Below are 19493 nucleotides of genomic sequence, written 5' to 3'. Positions count from 1 at the left end.
TGAGGACGTGTCGGATAGTTCAGAAGCGGTCCCCAACAGTGGTCCCACGACCGGGTCGAATGACGCGGGCGGATCGGTCCGCTACCGCGAACGGCTGCACGTGTCGTGGTGGAGCTGGCCGCTGCCGCTGATCGCGGCCGCGCTGCTGGCAGCCGAGGTGCACATGGGATATCCGGGCGTTCGCGCCTGGCTGCCCTACGTGGTGTTGCTGCCGCTTTCGGTGGCCCTGCCGCTCTGGCTCAGCAGAACACGTGTCGTCGTGACCGACGAGGAGCTACGAGCCGGCGACGCCCGGCTCCCGCTGCGTTTCGTGTCCGATGTCGAGGTGATCCCCCGGGAGCGGAAACGGCGGGCGCTGGGCCCGGAGCTGGACCCGGCCGCCTTCCTGATGCACAGTCCCTGGGCTCCCACGGCGGCGCGAATCTGGTTGGACGACCCCGACGACCCGACGCCCTACTGGGTGATCAGCACGCGTCATCCGGAACGCCTCGCCGAGGTGCTGGGGGCCGTCGAGAACTCCGAGTAGGGCACTTCCGGACGAGCGCGCGGCCCTCACCGGCCCGGACGGCGCGACGCGATGTTCACATGTCGCGCGAGCGGTTCGGCAACCGTGGGACCACCCGACGGTGCAGCTCCACCCTCGCCGGCCCGGGCGGGACGGGGCCGGGATCTCCGGGGAGACACCGGCACCCGTGGTGCCCCCGAGGGCGTCCTTCCACCACGGAACTCGCGCCCCGGGACACCGCTGGTACTTACCGGCACCTGCCGAGCCGGGGACAGCGGACTGGACGTGTGCCCTGTCTCACATCCAGCCCGCCTCGAACTCTCGCCGCCCGCGGAGTTCAGGCCGCGCAGTCGCGGCACACGTACTTTCCGTTGCGCTCCCCCGCCAAACGGTTGCGGTGGTGCACCAGGAAGCAACTGGAGCAGGTGAACTCGTCGGCCTGCTTCGGCAGCACCTTGACCGTCATCTCCTCACCGGAGAGGTCGGCGCCCGGCAGCTCGAAATTGTCCGCGATCTCACCCTCGTCCGTGTCCACGGCACCGGACTGAGCGTCATTGCGCTTGGCCTTGAGCTCCTCCAGCGAGTCCTCCGGCAGATCCTCGCTCTCACCGCGCCGCGGAGCGTCGTAGTCGGTGGCCATCTCGTTTCACCCCTGCATTTGTGGAGATTTGCAATGGTGTGCCGCTGGTCAACGTTCCAGGGCTCCAATTTGTGCCCGCACCCGAGAGTGGCGGAGGTCTCCGTTTGTCCTGCGCTCCAAGTTCCCCCGAAACGAGCGACCAACCTCCGCCGTCACAGCGTGGAGCGCGGGAAGGGTAGCTCATCCCGAAACGGGACACGCACCGGGTCACCCGTAGGTGTGGTATGTGCTGCAGCCCGCCGCGCGGGAGTCCGGTGAACCACCTCACGACGTGGCAGGGTGGGGATCGTCGAGAACTCCGAGAACCACACCGACGGTGACCGGAGATAGTGCGCGCTGTCCCGGGAGTCCGCAACACGAGGACTACAGCGGGCAACAACTTCGACACGACTGCCCGCGCGGTGCCGCGTAGCCTCGCTACAACACCTAAGCTGGCCGTGCGGACAGTCGATTCGGCACGCGACCGTTTCGATCGAACTCACCGGGACGAACGACGGCTCGATCAGGGGAGGCTGGCAGAACGTGTCCACCGCGAGCACAGGAAGAGGGCTGCGGGGTCCGCGGTATCGACGCCGGCGTCCATTGCCCGCGTTGATCCTGCTCGCCGTACTCGCACTGCTGTCCGGCTTCGTCTGGACCAGGGTGTTCGAGTCGACCGAGACCGTGGAGATGGCGACCCGGTGCAACGTGCCGGCCGCCGACCCGGGAACCTCGGCGGCCAAGCCGGGAGACCCGCCCACCAGGACCCGGGCGGGCACGATGCTTCCCCGTGACGCCCTGGACGACACCGCGCCGATACCACCACAGGACGTGCCGGTGCACGTGTTCAACGCCAATGGGGAGGCCAACCAGGCCACGCTGGTCAGTGAGGAACTCAGCAGCCTCGGTTTCGCGAAGGGCGGGGAACCCGCCAACGACCCGGTTTACACCGACCTCGACCTGAAGTGTCACGGACAGATCCGGTACGGCCGGGCTGGAGCCGGGGCGGCCCGCACGCTGAGCCTGATGGCTCCCTGCGCGCAGTTGGTGCGCGACCAGCGTTCCGGTACGACGGTGGACCTGGCGCTGGGATCCGAGTTCGACAGCGTTCGAGCCACCCAGCAGGCCCAGCGAGTGCTGCAACAGCTCAGGAACTGGGCGAAGGAGAACCGTAGCCAGGGGGCCGATCAGCAGCGGGTAGGAGAACCGGACGTGTCCGGGAAGTTGCTCGAGGCCGCACGCGACGTGCACTGCTGACACCAGGCCGCCCTTCGCCTGCCTGGAGCCCCCCGCTCGACCGAGACCACGCAGTTCCGCGTCGCCACTTTCCCGCGGCGCCGTGCTCGTTCCGGGGCTCCCCGAATCGGCGCGAGCCCCGGAGGGGACCCCCGAGTGGGGTCGCACCGACCGGACGAGCCCGTCGACCCCTACAGTGGTCCCGGTCAGATATCGGCTGCCTCGTACTTGAGCAGCACGGCGGTCAGTTCGTCGGCGATACCGGGAGAGGCGCAGAGGATCGCCTCGTCCCCCAGCCCGTCGGTGGTTTCCTCCCCCGGCAGTCGCAGCCGAGCTCCCGCCTCGGCGGCGATCAGGGCACCGGCGGCCCAGTCCCAACGGGACAGGCCGTGCTCGTAGTAGCCGTCCAACCATCCGGCCGCCACCGCGCACAGTTCGAGGGAGGCCGCACCGCCACGCCTGATGTCGCGTATCTCACCGAGCAGCTCCCGCAGCAGCGAGGCCTGCCGGATCCGGCGTTGCCGGAGATAGCTGAACCCCGTCCCGAGCAGCGCCAGGTCGAGCCGCCCCGAGTCGGACACTCGGAGCGGCCGCCCGTCGAGCTCGGCCCCTCGCCCCGAGGCGGCGCTCCAGACCCGCCCCGAACAGGGCTCCACCACCGCTCCGGCCAACGAGGCGCCGTCGAGCTGCGCGGCGATCGACACCGCGTAGTTCGGATATCCGTAGAGGTAGTTGACCGTGCCGTCGATGGGATCGACCACCCAGCGCAGCCCGTCCTCCGCCGCGGCTCCGCCCTCCTCCTCTCCGAGCACTGGTTCGCCCGGGCGAAGTTCGGAGAGCCTTTCCCGGATCAGCTTCTCCACCGCGCGGTCGGCGGCGGTCACCACGTCGGTCTCGGTGCTCTTCGTGGCCACGACACCCGTGGTGGCGATCTCGCTTCGCATGGTGAGGGCCAGCTCGGCGGCCTCCCGCGCGACACTTACCGAAGTGGCGCGTAATTCCGCGACGTCATACTGATGTGTCAAACCCACGTTCACATCGCAACACAGCGCGGTTAAAGTCTGCACACCTCGTCCTGAATCGAATAGGAAGGATCAGGCATGGGCACTGCCCGCGGATTCGGCATTGACATCGGCGGCTCCGGCATCAAGGGATGCCCGGTCGATGTCGAGGGTGGAGTCCTGGCCGACGAACGGCTGCGCATCTCGACTCCCCACCCCTCCACACCGGAAGCCGTGGCCGACGTGGTCGCCGAGATCGTCGGCAAGTTCGGCTGGGACGGCCCGGTGGGCATCACACTACCCTGCGTGATCAAGAACGGTACGGCGCTGACAGCGGCCAACATCGACGAAGACTGGATCGATACAGACGCCCAGGGCATGTTCGCCAAACGGCTCGGCAGAGCTCGTGAGCAAATCGTGATGCTCAACGACGCCGACGCCGCGGGTCTGGCGGAGATGCGTTTCGGCGCCGGAGCGGATCGCGAGTCCGGGCTCGTAGTCGTTCTCACCTTCGGCACCGGCATAGGCAGCTCCGCGTTCCTCGACGGGCAGCTGCTGCCGAACACCGAATTCGGGCACATCGAAGTCGCGGGGCGGGACGCCGAGGCGGAGGCCGCGGCCTCGGTCAAGGACACCCTCGAACTCAGCTACGAGGAGTGGGCCCCGAGGGTGAGCAGGTACATCCGGAGCCTGGAGAAGTTCCTGTGGCCCGACCTGATCATCGCCGGCGGAGGCGTCAGCAAGAAGGCGCACAAGTGGCTCCCGCTACTGCAGACCCGTACCCCGATCGTGGCGGCGTCACTGAAGAACGACGCGGGTATAGTCGGTGCCGCCACAGCCGCCGCGCAACGCGCGTAACATTCGGCTGTAGTGCGAGAACGGTCGCGCCGACCCTCCCGACCCTTACACCGGGCGTTCCCGTCAGGGGAGCGTGCGGCGTGGGCCCGGAGGTCGCATCGCGGCGGACGGTGAACGTGGTTCCGGGCGCGAGGAACCGGGCCGTTCGGGATCCCGTGCACACGACACGGGGCTCTGATCAGCCTTGCAGCGGAACAGCACTCACCTGACGCAGTTACAATGGAACACGTCCCACCGAATTCACGGCCTTCCGGCACGCCTCGTAGGGCTCGAACGGTGGGTTGTCCCCGACCCCTGGCGGCCGAGGTTTCGCGCCCCCGGCCAGCCCTGACAGACCGTCGCGAAAGGGCGTACGTGGCAGCCGCAGAAACCGCAACCCGACGCTCCGGCTCCGCTGCAGCATCAGGCGGGGCCCGGTCCGAGCCCAGCAAGACGAAGACCGCTTCGAACACGGAGACGGCCCCGGCGGCCGAAGCCGACGAAGCGTCGAGTTCCTCGTCCACCACCAAGAAGAGCTCCAAGGGCTCGGCCACGACAAAGTCGAGCGGAACCAAGTCCAGCGGAACCAAGTCGAGCGGGACGAAATCGACCGGGAGCAAGTCGACCGGCCGCAAGAGCACTTCCAAGTCGTCGAGCAAGACGACGAAGAAGACCACGAAGTCGGCCGGCGCCAAGACCGCGTCCCAATCGACGGGGGAATCGACTCCGGACCAGGCCAACGGCGAGAACCTGGAGATCGACGAACCGATCGAGACCGACCTGACTTCGGCCAACATCGGCGACCTCGACGACATCGAGGTCGACATCCCCGAGGAGCCCGAGGTCGTCGAGGACGAGGAAGGCAAGACCGATCCGGATTTCGTCTGGGACGAGGAGGAGTCCGAAGCTCTCCGGCAGGCCCGCAAGGATGCCGAACTCACCGCTTCGGCCGACTCGGTCCGCGCCTACCTGAAGCAGATCGGCAAGGTCGCGCTGCTCAACGCCGAGGAAGAGGTCGAGCTCGCCAAGCGCATCGAGGCGGGTCTGTACGCGGCCGAACGCCTGCGGCAGGCGGAGGAGGCCGGAGAGATGCCTCCATTGCAGCTGCGGCGGGACCTGCGCTGGATCGTGCGCGACGGTGAGCGTGCGAAGAGCCACCTGCTGGAGGCCAACCTGCGGTTGGTGGTCAGCCTCGCCAAGCGCTACACCGGGCGGGGGATGGCCTTCCTGGACCTGATCCAGGAGGGCAACCTGGGCCTGATCCGTGCGGTCGAGAAGTTCGACTACACCAAGGGCTACAAGTTCTCCACCTACGCCACCTGGTGGATCCGGCAGGCCATCACGCGCGCCATGGCCGACCAGGCCCGCACCATCCGCATCCCGGTCCACATGGTCGAGGTCATCAACAAGCTCGGCCGCATCCAGCGTGAGCTGCTGCAGGATCTCGGTCGCGAGCCCACTCCCGAGGAACTCGCCAAGGAGATGGACATCTCCCCGGAGAAGGTGCTGGAGATCCAGCAGTACGCCCGGGAGCCCATCTCGCTCGACCAGACCATCGGTGACGAGGGTGACAGTCAGCTCGGTGACTTCATCGAGGACTCCGAGGCCGTGGTGGCCGTGGACGCCGTCTCGTTCACCCTGTTGCAGGACCAGCTGCAGTCGGTGCTGCAGACGCTGTCGGAGCGGGAGGCCGGTGTGGTCCGGCTCCGGTTCGGACTGACCGACGGACAGCCGCGCACGCTCGACGAGATCGGTCAAGTGTACGGCGTCACCAGGGAGCGCATCCGTCAGATCGAGTCCAAGACGATGTCGAAGCTGCGGCACCCCTCGCGGTCGCAGGTGCTGCGCGACTACCTGGACTGAGGCGCGTCCCGCCCGCGCGGGATACCTCTTGTGCCCGGAATCCGCTCGTGGCCGGAACGGAGAACCGACTCCGCCGCCCTCTACCCGGGCAGGAGGTCCAACAGGGCAACCGGCGCTCCAGGCGCCCACCTCGGGACCCGAGGTGGGCGCCTTTTTTCTGCTTGGGACGAAAACCCCGCCGCCCGGCCGCTACTCCCCGACGCCCCGCGACGCCCGACGGGTGCCGTTGGGACACCGGGAACGGCCACTCGCGCACTGTCCGCGGCAACCGACATCACCGGAAAGGGCCGAGAAGTCCCGCGCGATGAGCGGTCGAAGGATCTCCATCGCATTACTCCTCGGCCACACGTCACCGAGAAGAGCTCCCTTCCACAGAACATACAAGTGATTCACGTCACAATTTTCGTTCAATACGCCGGGAACAGCCCCCATCCGCCCGTTCGCCCACAGCGGAACCCTTCGCAGCGGAACAGCCGAAAATGTGTCGGAAAGCACTTCGAAAACCTCTTGCCCGTTGCAACAAATCACAGCTCGTGACTTGAGAAATCAGATATTTTTCCTGGTCAACCAGCCGATCGCGATCGGGACTACAGTGTGCTCCCAGTCACTGCGCCATTCGGGCATTTCCGGGTGACGCAACTCGCTGATCGACGTTGGAACAGTGACGCGAGGCCAAGTGTCTGTAAGAGTGGAACTTGCGACACCGGCCCCGTCGCCAGCGGGCTACCGGTGGTTGCAGCAGGATCGAGGCGTCGGGTACCCCCGACGCCGGGACGGAGGGAGATTCCGATGCCTGACACGCTCACCCGCCCCGAGTTGACCGCCGCCGACCGCTGTGACCGCTGCGGGGCCGCCGCAAAGCTCAGGGCAGTTCTCCAGTCCGGCGGAGAGCTGCTGTTCTGCGGACACCACGCTCGCGAATTCAAGTCGGGGCTCAACGAGATCGAGGCCGATCTCCAGGAAGACGAACAGATCGAGCTCTGAGACTCCACGGAGGCGAACCGTCGGATTGACGGGGAACCGGGTCGGTGACCCCGGAACCGGCGATTCCCGGCAACCCGCTCCGGAGTTCGAACGACGAGGACGAACGTGCCCGGTCGGATCCGATCCGACCGGGCACGTTCACGTTCCGGACCTCTCACCAGGAGCGCAGCGTGGCGATGCGTTCCTCCAGCTGTTCGATGGTGGCGCTGGCCGTCGGCGGACCGCCGCAGACCCGACGCAGCTCCTTGTGGATCGCCCCGTAGGGCTTGCCGGTCCGCTGGTGGTGCAGCGAGACCACCTTGTTGAGCTCCTTGCGCAGGGCCTTGAGGCGCTCCTGCACGCTCTGGGGACGCTGGTTGGCCCCGTCCGACCCTCCCGCACCGGCTGTGGCCCCGCTTCCCGCCCCGGACGCCGGCGCGGCGGGCTGCTCAGCCTTGTGCTGCCGCTCGCGCTTGTCCACCTCGCGCAGCTGCTCCTTCTGACGCTGCTGCAACAACGCCCGCACCTGATCCGGTTCCAGCAGACCGGGCAGGCCGATGTAATCCTGCTCCTCCTCAGTGGTGGCGAACGCGGCGGTCCCGAACGAGGAGCCGTCGTAGATGACCTGGTCGAGCTCGGCCTCAGCGCCCAGGGCCGTGTAGGGCTGCTCGTTCTCACCCGGCTCGTCCCGCTGCCGGTTCGCCTCGACGAGCTCCTGGTCGTTCCAGCCCTCCTTCTCGCGCTGCGGCTTGCCGAGCACGTGGTCCCGATCGGCCTCCAACTGGCTGGCGAGCTCGAGCAGCACAGGGACGCTGGGCAGGAAGATGCTCGCGGTCTCGCCGGATCGCCTCGCACGTACGAACCTGCCGATGACCTGCGCGAAGAACAGCGGGGTGGAAGCGCTGGTGGCGTAGACCCCCACGGCGAGCCGGGGGACGTCCACCCCCTCGCTGACCATCCGAACCGCGACCATCCACCGATCGTCGGACTCGGCGAACTCCGCGATGCGCTCCGAGGCCTGCGGATCGTCGGAGACCACCACGACCGGCTCCACGCCACTGATCCGCCGCAGCGTCTTGGCGTAGGCGCGGGCGCTCTTCTGGTCCGAGGCGATCACCAGCCCTCCGGCGTCGGGCATCCCGTCCCGGCGGAGCTGGGTGAGCCTGGTGTCGGCGGCCTGCAGCACCGAGGGAATCCACTCCCCACCCGGATCCAGCGCGGTGCGCCACGCGCGAGCGGTCTGCTCGGCGGTCATCGGTTCACCCAGTCGGGCGGTGAACTCGTCCCCCGCACTGGTCCGCCAGCGGGCCTCCCCCGAGTAGGCGAGGAAGATGACCGGACGAACCACCCCGTCCCGTAACGCGTCGGAGTAGCCGTACAGGTGGTCCGCCTTGCTGCGCTGCGCCCCGTCGGAATCGGGTTCGTAGGTGATGAACGGGATGGGGTTGTCGTCGGAGCGGAACGGAGTGCCGGTCAGGCTGAGCCTGCGCTGAGCCGGTGTGAATGCCTCGCGGACGGCGTCGCCCCAGGACTTGGCATCACCGGCGTGATGGACCTCGTCCAGGATCACCAGCGTCTTCCTGCGCTCGGTGCGCACCCGGTGCAGATTGGGATGCGTGGCGACCTGCGCGTAGGTGAGCACCACCCCTCGGTAGTCCCGGGAGGTCGTACCGTCGGAGTTGCTGAACTCGGAGTCGAGCGGAATGCCCGCACCGCCCGCCGCGAGCGCCCACTGGTGCTTGAGGTGTTCGGTGGGGGTCACCACCGTCACCGCCTCCACCGTTCGATCCGCCAACAGCTCGGCGGCCACCCGGAGCCCGAAGGTGGTCTTACCCGCCCCCGGAGTGGCCACCGCCATGAAGTCCCTCGGCTTACTCGCGAGGTACCTCGTCAGAGCTCTGCGCTGCCAGTCGCGCAGCGGCTTCTCGTTGGCCTTCGACGGGTCGCTGAGCACCGAACGAACGGATTGGTCAACTTGCGCCTCGGACACGCTCGTCTGCCACTCCTTTCCGATCAACACCCCCGGCCGGAGCCATCCGCCTCAGTCGGCCGAACTACTCGGCGGCGATACTTCGTGCGACACCGAGAACCCCCGGGAGCCTACCGCTCGCCCCCGCGCCAGCGAGCCCGCAGGGGCGGGGCCGGTCGAGAATGAGGAGCCGTGACGACGACCGCTCGTACAGCGGCCACCGGTGCGACGACATCCTGGAAGTGGCATGAATCCGAGTTCCAACCGCGACGGGCGGAGGCGCTCACGCGGCACGGCGCGCGGACTCTCGCGCCTGGTGGGGCACACCCTGCGCAAGTCGTGGGACGACGACATCTTCTCGGAGTCGGCCGCCGCCGCGTTCTGGCAGACACTGTCGCTGCCGCCGTTGCTGCTGGGCCTGCTCGGCAGCCTCGGCTTCGTGGGCGAGTGGTTGGGGCCCGAAGCGGTCGGGGCCATGCAACGGCGAATCGTGGAGTTCGCCGGTACGGTGTTCAGCGACAACGTCGTCGACCAGATCATCCGCCCCACCGCCGCCGACATCCTCACCAGCGGCAGGACGAGAGTGGTCTCGGTGGCGTTCCTGCTGTCGCTGTGGGCAGGCTCGTCCGCCCTCGCCTCCCTGATCGACTCGATCACCCTGGCCTACGACCAGTACATGGTCCGCAACCCAATCTGGCAACGGGTACTGGCACTGCTGCTGTACCTGGCCAGTCTGGTGATCGCGGTACTGGTCCTGCCCCTGACCGCACTGGGCCCCAGGTGGCTGCTGGACGTGATGCCGGAATGGCTGCGTACGGACGTGACCATGCTCATCCGGTTGCTGTACTTCCCCGTGACCGGGACGCTGCTGGTACTGGCGCTGGCGACGCTGTACAAACTCGCGCTCCCCCGCAAGCTTCCCTGGCACCGCGGCCTGCCCGGAGCGCTGCTGGCGATGCTGGTGTTCCTGTGCTCCAGCGTGGGACTGCGCGTCTACATAACCTGGGTGACCAGCACCGGATACACCTACGGCGCGCTGGCCACCCCCATAGCCTTCCTGCTGTTCGCCTTCTTCATCGGCTTCGCCGTGGTGGGCGGGGCGCAGTTCAACAACGCCATCCAACGGACGTGGCCCGCCGGGATGACACGGCGGGAACGACGACGCTGGCGACGGCTGGAGATGCATCGCGCCGCGCAGCGGCTGCGCACCGAGCGGGGCTACGAGGTCTGGCGGGAAGGAAACTCCCGGAGCCGGCAGGACAACCGGGACCAGGACACCCCGGGGGCACGCCCCACCGGTGCGCCTCCGAAGACCGAACCGCCTCCCCACGGGCACCCGCCGACCGGCCCCGCGCCACGATGAGGACTCCACGACAGGCGGCGCCCCGCCCGGTGTCCCCGGGTACACCCATCCCGCGCGGACCCCCGGGATAGAGGTGGACGTGTCGAGGGCCGCCGGACGCGTCGGATCCCACTCGACACGGGCCACCAGGCCCCGAGGTTCCGATCACGCGGGGGTGACCGGCCACGCGAACGAGCCCCCGCACGGACTCCGAAGCGGGACAGCCCGCGAGTGGTCCTACTCGTCGTCGCCGCCGGGCGGAAGCCCCTCGAAGATCTCCTTGCACTCCGGGCACACCGGGGAGCCGGGCTTGGCCGACTTGGTCACCGGGAAGACGGCACCGCACAGCGCCACCACGTGACTGCCCATCACGGCGCTCTCGGCGATCTTGTCCTTCTGGACGTAGTGGAATACCTCGGGCCGGTCGTCACTGGTCTGCTCAGTGTTCTCCGGCCGGGTGTCGGTCTCGGGAAGGGTAGTCGTACTCATAACACCATGATGCCCCACGCGAAGGACCGCCGACGGGATCGGTGGCGGCACTCCCGCGAAATCACCCGCGGCTGAGCGCCGCGGTCACCGGCCGTCGATGATCCGGTGCTCCGAGGTCTCCACCTCCCGCTGCCGGGAGCTCCGGTGAAACCGGTTGACGTGCTCACTCTTGCGCGGCGGCCGATCGTTGGCGACCAGCACCGCTATCCAGGGCAACGGAATGGAGACGGCGATGATGAGCAGGGAAAGCCACCAGATCGGATAGACCAGGACGGCCAGCACCAGGCACGGGATGCGCAAGGACATCATCAGGGCGTACTTCTTGCGCCTCGCCGCCTGCTGATCGTCGTACGACGGCTCCGCCTCGGTGATCAGCACCGGGGTGTCGTCACTACGCTGGAAGCCACTCACGACACCACCTCCACACTCGCATCGTCCCACTCACCCGCACCGCGACGCAGGCCCCCACGGGGAATCGGCCCCGGAAAAAGCGAGAGCGGCGGAACCCACCTCTCCGACGACGTCGTCGCGACGGTCAGGGGCGCGCCGAACCGGGAGGACAAAGCCGTGTGAGGATCGAGGACGTGATTCCCGAACTGTCGCACGACCGCATCGACCGACTACGCGAAGCATTGCTGGCCGCGAACTACACCGCCGACGGGGTGGTCGACTCGTTGGGGCCCCATGCCCACGCCGCCCTGGGCAGGGGCGAACCCGAACCGGCGATCCGAGCCACCGCCGAGGTCGGGGCGCTCGGCACGCTCATCCGCCTGTTCCTCGTCGGGGATCCGGTGGCCCCGGAAGCGGCCGAGCGGGCGCTGCGCCCGCTTCCTCTGGAGGAGGCACTGGCCGGGGGCATCCTCGTGCGGGACGGCGAGTCGGTGCGTGCCGGGTTGGACATCCGGCCGCACGCCGCCACCGGGAACTCGTGGTGGATCATCTCCGACCTGGACGCGGAGGTGCGTCCTCCACACCTGCCGGTTTCCCGCGAGCACGTCCTCGGCGTGGGGCAGGCTTCGCTGAGCCTGGTCCGCGCCACCCCCACCAGAAGGGTCGGCTCGCTGCTGGACCTGGGAACGGGGTGCGGGGTGCAGGCGCTGCACGCGAGCACACACGCGGACCACGTGACCGTCACGGACCTCTCCGAGCGGGCCCTGGCACTCGCCGAGGCGACCTTCCGGTTGAACCGGATCGAGGTGGAGCGGCTCCGGGGCGACTGGTTCTCCCCCGTGGAGGGCCGCCGCTTCGACCAAGTGGTGTGCAACCCGCCGTTCGTGGTCGGCCCAGCCCGGACCGACTTCGTCTACCGCGACTCCGGGATGTCCGGTGACGACGCCAGCGCCCTCGTGGTGGGCAGGGTTCCGGAACTGCTCGACGAGGAAGGCACCGGGCACGTGCTGGCCTCCTGGCTGCACCGGGAGGACGAGGACTGGCGGGAACGGGTCAGCGGCTGGCTGCGGCACGACGACGTGGACGCCTGGTTCGTGCAACGCGATGTGGCCGACCCCGAGCTCTACGTCGGCACGTGGCTGCGCGACGCCGGGATGGACCCGAAGTCGGACGCCGGTCGGCGCAAGGCCGAGGAGTGGCTGGAGTGGTTCGAGGCCAACGATGTGACGGCTGTCGGCTTCGGTTTCGTGACGCTGCGCCGCACTTCCGGGGGGCAGCCCGGACGGGTGGTCTGTGAGGACCTCCGACAGGCCTTCGACGATCCGCTCGGCGCCGAGGCCGAGGAGTGGCTGCGCAGGATCGAGTGGCTCCGGCAGCGCCCCACCTCGGAGGAACTGCTGGGCAGCCCGCTGGTGACCGCTCCCGGTCTGGTACTCGAACAGGTCAGCTCCCCGGAGTCGGACGGCTGGAGCACGTTCGTGCACCGGCTGCACCGCACCGACGGCCCCGGATGGCAGCACGAGGTCGACGAAACGGGGGCCAAGCTGATCGCGGGCTGCCAGGGCGCGCTCGCCACCGACGAGCTCCTGGAACTGCTGGCAGCCGGCTATGGGGCCGATCCGGTGGAACTGGCCCGCTCGGCCGAGCCGGTGCTTCGTGAGTTGATCCAGCACGGCATGCTGCTGCCCGCGGAATGGCGGGAGCAACGATGAGAGCCGTGGTGACCAGGGTCACGAGAGCCGCCGTGCGGGTGGACGGTGAAGTCGTGGGCAGCATCACCGAACCCGGACTGCTCGTGCTGGTGGCGGCGACCCACTCGGACAGCCCCGACCAGGCGAGGACGATGGCGCGCAAGCTCCACGAGCTGCGCGCGCTGCGTGAGGAGCGGTCCTGCGCCACCGCCGACGCCCCACTGCTGGTGATCAGCCAGTTCACGCTCTACGGGAGCACCCGCAAGGGCAGACGACCGTCCTGGAGCGAGGCGGCGGCCCCCGAGCACGCCGAACCACTGGTGGAGACCGTGGTCGAGCACCTGCGCGAGCGCGGCGCCCGCGTGGCCACGGGGGTGTTCGGGGCCGAGATGGCGGTGGACAGCACGAACGACGGGCCGTTCACACTGCTGGTGGAGACCTGACGGGCTCCCGGTCCTCTCGCGACGTTTCCGCGGGACCGCCCCCGGAGTCCGGTGACCTCCCGGCGAGGTTCGGGCCACCCCCGAGACGTGGGCCGCCCGCCCAACGGCGTTGCCGTGCCCGGTAGGCGGTGCGCACTCGACGGCTCCGCCGGAATCCCGCAACGTTCCCGGGTCGGGCGAGGAACACCGCCTCACCACGCCCGCTCCGCCCGCGCCGGGCCATTCCAACTCTTCGGCGCTGGAACGTCGTCGGGGGCGCCACGACGGTTGGCGGCCGTCCGGGTTCCCGAAAACCGGACATCGGGAATGTGACGACGCTGACGTCCACCGTTCGACGGATCCGGGAACGATTTCGAAGCCGTGTGCGTTTTCCGGGTAACCAAACCACAACACAACGCCCGACCTCCGGTCACCATGACCGGCGCACCGGACGAGCCCACGCACCACCGCCCCACGGTGGCGGTGTGGGAGCACCGGAAGGGCGGCGACACGCGACAACGGACATGCGACAGGCCGCGAGACAGCCGTTTCCGAGTACCCGAACCACAAGGCCGCAGTTCTGTTCCGCCGGTTCGACCCCGCCATGGCCGACCGCGCGGACACCGAGAACCGAACCGACCCAACCGCCGGCACCACCGGGCAACGATACTACCGACGAAGGACGAACCGTTCCCACCACACCGAGCGTACCCGTCCTTCGTCCGGCGCGGTGGCGTGCCGACGCACCGGCACCCGACAACCAGCCCGTCAGGGAGGTAGCTCTATGACCGTCCCGCAGACCACAGCCCCGGACGTCACCAACGAGGCCGACCTCGACAACCAGGGGCCATCGGCCGATCTGGTGCGGGTCTACCTCAATGGTATCGGGCGTACCGCGCTGCTCAGCGCCCAGGACGAGGTCGACCTCGCCAAACGAATCGAAGCGGGTGTGTTCGCCAAGCACCTGCTGGACACCGAGGACATGACCAGGGAGCGTCGCGCCGAGCTCAAGGCGGTGGTACGCGACGGCCGTGACGCGAAGAACCACCTGATGGAGGCCAACCTGCGGTTGGTGGTCAGCCTCGCCAAGCGCTACACGGGGCGGGGGATGGCGTTGTTGGACCTGATCCAGGAGGGCAACCTGGGCCTGATCCGTGCGGTCGAGAAGTTCGACTACACCAAGGGCTACAAGTTCTCCACCTACGCCACCTGGTGGATCCGGCAGGCCATCACACGCGGCATGGCCGACCAGAGCCGCACCATCCGCCTTCCGGTCCACCTCGTCGAGCAGGTCAACAAGCTCGCCCGGATCAAACGGGACCTGCACCAGAAGCTCGGCAGAGAGGCGACCGAGGAGGAGATCGCCACCGAGGCGGACATGCCGGTGGAGAAGGTGATCGACCTCATGGACCACTCCAAGGACCCGGTCAGCCTGGACATGCCGGTCGGTTCGGAGGAGGACGCTCCGCTCGGGGACTTCATCGAGGACTCCGAGAGCGCCGACGCGGAGAACGCCGTGATCTCCGGTTTCCTGCAGGACGACCTCCGCCGTGTGCTGGACACCCTGGAAGGTCGTGAGCAACAGGTGATCCGGATGCGCTACGGCCTGGACGACGGGCAGCCGCGCACCCTGGACCAGATCGGCAAGGCGTTCGGCCTGTCCAGGGAACGAGTTCGCCAGATCGAGCGGGAGGTCATGTCCAAGCTGCGGCAGGGCGACCGGGCGAACAAGCTGCGTTCCTACGCGAGCTGAGCCGGGAAGTTCCCGCACCGGGGTGACCGGACCCGCTCGTCCGGCACCCCGGGGTGCCCGCGGTGACCCGGGCGACGTCACTCCCCGGGGAGGAGGAACCGCCGTCGCCAGCTCTCGATCTCATCGGCGCTCGCTCCGTGCCGCATCAGCCACCCGGCGGCACCGTCGCGGTGTGACTCGATGCGCTGGAGCGCGTGCTCGATGGCGTACGCCGGAGCGGAGACGAGTTCGTTGACGTCGGACTCCTCCACTCCCGGTGGCAGTTCCGGCGTGATCCGGAGCCGCCGGAGCACCTGGTGCATGTTGCGGTCGGTGTGCGTGTAGTCGGCGACCACCGCGTCGTAGCGAACCCCCGCCGTACGCAGCAGCAATGCGCAGACCACACCGGTGCGGTCCTTACCGGCGGCGCAGTGCACCAGCACGGGACCGTCGGTCTCGACGGCGATCCGGAACGTCTCCAGCAACCGCTTCGGCGCGAAGTCCAGGATGTGGCCGTACAGCTCCGACAGGGTCCGCCAGGGGTCCTCGCCCGACTCGCTCCGCAGCCCTTCGAGCAGCGGAATCCGGTGAACCGTGCTCACGCCCTCCAGCGGGTGCACGGCATCGCTTTCCGCGCCGGTGTCGCGCAGATCTATCACCGCGCGGGGCGGCCAGTGGGTAGCCTCTTCCGGATGCCGGTCTCCCGCGTACGGGGCATCGCCGCGTAACAGCACGCCCTGCCTGGTGGTGACGCCGTTCTCGACGGGCAATCCCCCCAGGTCTCGAAAGTTGACCAGTCCGTTCGGAACGCCGCCGCTCCGTTCTGCCATGGGAATGCGACCTTTCGTCGTAACACGTGCCCCGGAAATCTTCCGCACACGCAATCATCGACAGGGTCGCAGTTTTTCCGCCCGGTCTGAAGGCTCCGGCCGTGGCAACGGCGCGGAGAACGCAGCACCGGCATGCACACCTCTCCCGCGGGGAGAAGCCTCCCGCGGGAGAGCACAGACCCTCGCCGGACTGTCCGGGGAATCGGTGGCGCTGCTTCCGCACCCCACGTCTTGCGAGCCCCGGAGCCCGAGACCTCGAACGACGGGGAACGACGACGCGGCGAGCACGGGCGGAGCCGCTCACCCGTCCGCGGGTACCTTCACCTCGCGCTGGGTGAGAATCACGGTTCGATCCGCGAGAGGCTCACTCAGTGAGGCGACGACCGGTGGATAGCGCAGATCCATGGTGCACGGCCCGGAAGGCTCCTCGGTCTCCTCGACGAGAGCGAGCTCGACCCGTTCCGCGTTCTGCTCGGTCACCTCGGCGCGCACACTGCCGCAGCCGCCCTCCTGGCCGATCGCCACGATTTCCCTGCCCGAGTTCCTCGTCCACACCTGGCGCGGGTAACCGTCCGGCAGCGCGGACGCGTCGACCCGCTCGGCGGGCACCTCGGTACCCTTCAGGGCCCGCTGCGGGGGCTGTCCGGCACCGCCGGAAGACCCACCCGTGGAGCTCTGCTGCTCGGAGGGCGGTGGTGGCGGTTGAGCTCCGAAACCGACGTCGGACTGCTTCTCGGCACAGGCGGTCAGCGCGAACAGCATCGCGCAGGCACCCAGTAGTGTTGGTAGACGTCTCATACCGGATGGACGTGGGCACCCCACCAACCGGTTGCGCCGCGTGGCTCATTGGCGACAACCCGAAACGGGAACCCGGTCACCGAAGCCTGCGAGGTCCGGAGTCGGGCGAGTCGGGCGTCGGCCCCAGGCCGAGCACCACCCCAGTCACGTAGGCCCCCGAGGGAGCCGCGAGCACCGGTTCCAGCACCAGCTCGCGCACCTCGGGAAGGTCCTCGGCCAGGGTGGCCACGCGCAGCACCAGGTCCTCCATCGCTCCCAGGTCGGCGGCCTGCCCACCGCGGTAGCCGGTGAGCATCGGCGCGGCCCTGGGAGCCCTTATCAGCGCCGAGGCATCGGTGTCGGTCAACGGCACGGCGCGATAGGCCCGGTCACCGATGAGATCGTTGGCCGGCCCGGCCAGTCCGAAGGACACCAGCGTCCCGAAGGAGGGATCGTCCAGCAGACGGATCACGCAGGACGTCCCCTTCGGTGCCATCCGCTGCACGTAGAGCTCCGCCGTGCCGGAAAGCCCGCACAGGTCACGGTAGGCGGTTCGTACGGCTTCGGTGCCGCCGAGGTCGAGCCGCACCCCCGCCAGATCCGTGCGGTGCCGGAGCCGCTCACTGGCCGACTTCAACGCCACGGGAAGCCCGACCTCCTCGGCGGCGGACACGGCCGAGTCCTCATCGGAGACCAGCCGGAACGGCACCACCTCCACCCCGTAGCACGCGAGTAGGTCCACCGCCTGTTCGTCGGACAGCCGACGGACTCCCCGCCCGGTCCACTCCTCGACCGAACGACGGGCTCGCTCGACGTCGATCCCCTCGGGGCGGACGAACTCGCCCTGCGGGGCGGCACGCCAGTTCGCGTACCGCGCTGCCCGGGCCAGCGCCAGCACCGCTCGTTCCGGGCTGGGATAGGACGGGACGGAACCGGGGCCGGGGGTGCCGTCCGGCCCCGGGACGGCGAGTTCGTCGGGCACTCCCTCAGCGGCCAGAAAGGTGCTCACCACGGGTTTGGTGCGCAGTGTTCCCGCCTCGTGCAGCGCGGTGCGCAGCTGTCTGGCGTAAGCGGCACCCGGCACGGCCACGGGCGGGGCGAAGACGGTGACCAGGGCGTCCACTTCGCTGTTCTCGGCAGCCGCGCGCACGGCAGCGGCGAACTCCTCCGGCCCGGCGGCCGCCCCCACGTCCACGGGATCGATCACCGGACGCAACCCCTGCTCCAGGGCGGCGTCGGCGGCCAGCATCCCCAGCGCGCTCGAGTTGCCCACGATCGCCACGCGTTCCCCGCCGGGCAGCGGCTGGTGCGCCAACAGCAGCGCGGCGTCGAACATCTGCGCCACGGACTCCACCCGGATGACGCCCGCCTGGTCGAACAGCGCCTGCACACTGGTCTCGTCGACGCGTACCGAGGTCGCCGCCAGCCCGGCCCGCACCGCGTTGCGCCCCGACTTGACCGCGATTATCGGCTTGCTCCGGCCGAGCCTGCGCGCCAGGCGGGCGAACTTGCGGGGGTTGCCGAAGGATTCCAGGTACAACAGCACCACGTCGGTGGCGGTGTCGGTCTGCCAGTACTGCAGCAGATCGTTGCCGGAGACGTCGGCCCTGTTCCCCGCCGAGACGAACGTGGAGACCCCGAGACCGCGTTCGGTGGCCGCCGCCAGGATCGCCACTCCCAGCGCCCCGGACTGACAGAAGAACCCGGTTCTGCCGCGCCCCGGCAACGTAGGGGCGAGACTGGCGTTGAGCCGCTGTGCGGGGTCGGTGTTGACCACGCCCAGGGCGTTGGGCCCGACCACGCGCATGCCGTACACCCGCGCCTGGTGAACCATGCTGCTCTCGGCCTCCCGACCGCTGGGGCCGGCCTCGCTGAACCCCGAGCTGACGATCAGCAGCGCCTTGACCCCCTTCGCCAGGCAGGCCTCCAGCACCTCGGCCACACCACCGGCGGGGATGGCGATCACCGCCAGATCGACCTCGTCGGGGATGTCGTGCACCGAGGCGTAGGAACGCACCCCCCGCACAGCCCGGTGCTCCGGGTTGACCGGGTACACCGGGGCGGCCGAGTCCGCCCCGAGCAGGTTCGCCAACACCGCGTGCCCGATCTTGTCCGGATCGGTGGAGGCCCCGATCACCGCTACCGAGCGCGGGTGCAGCAGGTTGTGCACGCTGCGGGCCTCGGCGGCCTGTTCGCGGGCCCTCGCTACGGCCACCGACTCCTCGGTCGGATCCAGTGGGAACTCCAGACGGACCAGGCCCTCCTCCATGGCACGCTTGACCTGGTAGCCCGCGTCCCGGAACACGCGGACCATCTGGGAATTCTCGGCGAGGACCTCGGCCACGAACCGGCTGAGACCACACTCCCGGGCGGCCGCTGCGAGGTGTTCCAACAGGATCGAACCGAGTCCCCTGCCCTGGTGCCCGTCCTGGACCACGAAGGCGACCTCGGCCGACTCGGACCCGCTGAGCCGATCGAAGCGCCCCACCGCGACTATGTCGTCACCCAGCAGCGCCACCAACGCCACCCGATTGACGTAGTCGACCCGACTGAAACGATCGACGTCCCGCTGCGGCATACGCGGGTAGGGGGAGAAGTAGCGGTAGTAGCGAGTCCGATCGCTGAGCCTGCCGTGGAAGGCCACGAGCTGGTCGGCGTCGGCGGGAACGATCGGGCGCAGATGGACCGTTCCCCCGTCGGAGAGGACGACATCGGCCTCCCAGTGTCGCGGGTAGGGAGCTTCCCGCTGCTGCTCGCTCGCGGAGTCTTCCACCGTGAACCTCTCAGCGACTGCCCTGCAACTCGTTCAGCCGAGGACCACCCGTTG

17 protein-coding genes are annotated in these 19493 nt (G+C 68.8%); 9 read left to right on the top strand and 8 right to left on the bottom strand.

Going from position 1 to position 19493, the window contains the following annotated elements; all coding sequences use genetic code 11:
* Positions 1-7 precede the first annotated feature (7 nt).
* Entirely contained in the window at positions 8-526 is a 519-nt protein-coding gene (locus BLQ75_RS09465) for a DUF3093 domain-containing protein (protein ID WP_170837411.1), read from the top strand.
* Between the two features lie 316 nt (positions 527-842).
* Here the strand turns inward: BLQ75_RS09465 and BLQ75_RS09460 are convergent, their stop codons facing one another.
* Positions 843-1145: a DUF4193 domain-containing protein gene (locus tag BLQ75_RS09460; RefSeq protein WP_092600731.1), complete on the bottom strand. Its 303-nt coding sequence runs from the start codon at positions 1143-1145 to the stop codon at positions 843-845.
* Positions 1146-1667: 522 nt separating this feature from the next.
* On the opposite strand from BLQ75_RS09460, the gene cei reads away from it, so the two are divergent.
* Positions 1668-2381, top strand: coding sequence for an envelope integrity protein Cei (gene cei / locus BLQ75_RS09455; RefSeq protein ID WP_170837410.1), 714 nt, complete (start codon positions 1668-1670; stop codon positions 2379-2381).
* A gap of 185 nt (positions 2382-2566) precedes the next feature.
* On the opposite strand, the gene BLQ75_RS09450 is transcribed toward cei, so the two are convergent.
* Positions 2567-3397 (bottom strand): inositol monophosphatase family protein, encoded by an 831-nt coding sequence (locus BLQ75_RS09450; protein WP_092600727.1) that lies wholly within the window; start codon positions 3395-3397, stop codon positions 2567-2569.
* Between the two features lie 63 nt (positions 3398-3460).
* Here BLQ75_RS09450 and ppgK point away from each other — a divergent pair, with 63 nt between their 5' ends.
* From ppgK to BLQ75_RS09435, 3 genes are all read left to right on the top strand, one after another.
* Positions 3461-4219 (top strand): polyphosphate--glucose phosphotransferase, encoded by a 759-nt coding sequence (gene ppgK, locus BLQ75_RS09445; RefSeq protein WP_092600725.1) that lies wholly within the window; start codon positions 3461-3463, stop codon positions 4217-4219.
* Positions 4220-4573: 354 nt separating this feature from the next.
* Positions 4574-6061: an RNA polymerase sigma factor gene (locus tag BLQ75_RS09440; RefSeq protein ID WP_092600723.1), complete on the top strand. Its 1488-nt coding sequence runs from the start codon at positions 4574-4576 to the stop codon at positions 6059-6061.
* Between the two features lie 789 nt (positions 6062-6850).
* The gene (locus BLQ75_RS09435) at positions 6851-7045 is read left to right on the top strand and encodes a DUF7455 domain-containing protein (protein WP_092600721.1); all 195 of its coding nucleotides are present in this window, start codon (positions 6851-6853) and stop codon (positions 7043-7045) included.
* 154 nt (positions 7046-7199) lie between these two features.
* Here the strand turns inward: BLQ75_RS09435 and BLQ75_RS09430 are convergent, their stop codons facing one another.
* On the bottom strand, positions 7200-9014 hold the full coding sequence (locus tag BLQ75_RS09430; protein WP_092601041.1) for a DEAD/DEAH box helicase: 1815 nt from the start codon (positions 9012-9014) through the stop codon (positions 7200-7202).
* A 226-nt stretch (positions 9015-9240) separates the two neighbouring features.
* Between BLQ75_RS09430 and BLQ75_RS09425 the strand changes: the two genes are divergently transcribed.
* Positions 9241-10356: a YihY/virulence factor BrkB family protein gene (locus tag BLQ75_RS09425; RefSeq protein ID WP_092600719.1), complete on the top strand. Its 1116-nt coding sequence runs from the start codon at positions 9241-9243 to the stop codon at positions 10354-10356.
* A 216-nt stretch (positions 10357-10572) separates the two neighbouring features.
* On the opposite strand, the gene BLQ75_RS09420 is transcribed toward BLQ75_RS09425, so the two are convergent.
* Both BLQ75_RS09420 and BLQ75_RS09415 read right to left on the bottom strand, forming a co-directional pair.
* Positions 10573-10824 (bottom strand): DUF3039 domain-containing protein, encoded by a 252-nt coding sequence (locus BLQ75_RS09420; RefSeq protein ID WP_043574325.1) that lies wholly within the window; start codon positions 10822-10824, stop codon positions 10573-10575.
* An 84-nt stretch (positions 10825-10908) separates the two neighbouring features.
* Complete coding sequence (locus BLQ75_RS09415; RefSeq protein WP_092600717.1) at positions 10909-11235, bottom strand: DUF3099 domain-containing protein; 327 nt, start codon at positions 11233-11235, stop codon at positions 10909-10911.
* Positions 11236-11408: 173 nt separating this feature from the next.
* On the opposite strand from BLQ75_RS09415, the gene BLQ75_RS09410 reads away from it, so the two are divergent.
* The 3 genes from BLQ75_RS09410 (at position 11409) to BLQ75_RS09400 (ending at position 15080) form a co-directional block, all read left to right on the top strand.
* Positions 11409-12926: a DUF7782 domain-containing protein gene (locus BLQ75_RS09410; protein ID WP_092601039.1), complete on the top strand. Its 1518-nt coding sequence runs from the start codon at positions 11409-11411 to the stop codon at positions 12924-12926.
* Positions 12923-13348, top strand: coding sequence for a D-aminoacyl-tRNA deacylase (dtd, locus tag BLQ75_RS09405; RefSeq protein ID WP_092600715.1), 426 nt, complete (start codon positions 12923-12925; stop codon positions 13346-13348). Before BLQ75_RS09410 ends, dtd begins: the two co-directional genes overlap by 4 nt.
* A gap of 763 nt (positions 13349-14111) precedes the next feature.
* On the top strand, positions 14112-15080 hold the full coding sequence (locus BLQ75_RS09400; protein WP_092600713.1) for a sigma-70 family RNA polymerase sigma factor: 969 nt from the start codon (positions 14112-14114) through the stop codon (positions 15078-15080).
* 77 nt (positions 15081-15157) lie between these two features.
* Here the strand turns inward: BLQ75_RS09400 and BLQ75_RS09395 are convergent, their stop codons facing one another.
* The 3 genes from BLQ75_RS09395 to BLQ75_RS09385 form a co-directional block, all read right to left on the bottom strand.
* A complete protein-coding gene (locus BLQ75_RS09395; protein ID WP_092600711.1) occupies positions 15158-15889 on the bottom strand; it encodes a tyrosine-protein phosphatase in 732 nt (243 codons plus the stop codon).
* 300 nt (positions 15890-16189) lie between these two features.
* Complete coding sequence (locus tag BLQ75_RS23405; RefSeq protein ID WP_170837409.1) at positions 16190-16687, bottom strand: hypothetical protein; 498 nt, start codon at positions 16685-16687, stop codon at positions 16190-16192.
* 76 nt (positions 16688-16763) lie between these two features.
* Positions 16764-19439, bottom strand: a complete 2676-nt coding sequence (locus BLQ75_RS09385; protein ID WP_092600709.1) for a bifunctional acetate--CoA ligase family protein/GNAT family N-acetyltransferase — start codon at positions 19437-19439, stop codon at positions 16764-16766.
* Positions 19440-19493: the final 54 nt, after the last annotated feature.

This window comes from Actinopolyspora xinjiangensis, assembly GCF_900104475.1.
Taxonomy (GTDB): Bacteria; Actinomycetota; Actinomycetes; order Mycobacteriales; family Pseudonocardiaceae; genus Actinopolyspora; species Actinopolyspora xinjiangensis.
This window is presented reverse-complemented; position numbering and strand designations above follow the sequence as displayed.

Bases quoted from the DNA above. Each gene is read 5' to 3' on its own strand.
- BLQ75_RS09420 (WP_043574325.1), bottom strand. From the start codon at position 10,824: ATGAGTACGACTACCCTTCCCGAGACCGACACCCGGCCGGAGAACACT.
- BLQ75_RS23405 (WP_170837409.1), bottom strand. From the start codon at position 16,687: ATGAGACGTCTACCAACACTACTGGGTGCCTGCGCGATGCTGTTCGCG.
- dtd (WP_092600715.1), top strand. From the start codon at position 12,923: ATGAGAGCCGTGGTGACCAGGGTCACGAGAGCCGCCGTGCGGGTGGAC.
- BLQ75_RS09425 (WP_092600719.1), top strand. From the start codon at position 9,241: ATGAATCCGAGTTCCAACCGCGACGGGCGGAGGCGCTCACGCGGCACG.
- BLQ75_RS09435 (WP_092600721.1), top strand. From the start codon at position 6,851: ATGCCTGACACGCTCACCCGCCCCGAGTTGACCGCCGCCGACCGCTGT.
- BLQ75_RS09400 (WP_092600713.1), top strand. From the start codon at position 14,112: ATGACCGTCCCGCAGACCACAGCCCCGGACGTCACCAACGAGGCCGAC.
- ppgK (WP_092600725.1), top strand. From the start codon at position 3,461: ATGGGCACTGCCCGCGGATTCGGCATTGACATCGGCGGCTCCGGCATC.
- BLQ75_RS09395 (WP_092600711.1), bottom strand. From the start codon at position 15,889: ATGGCAGAACGGAGCGGCGGCGTTCCGAACGGACTGGTCAACTTTCGA.
- BLQ75_RS09460 (WP_092600731.1), bottom strand. From the start codon at position 1,145: ATGGCCACCGACTACGACGCTCCGCGGCGCGGTGAGAGCGAGGATCTG.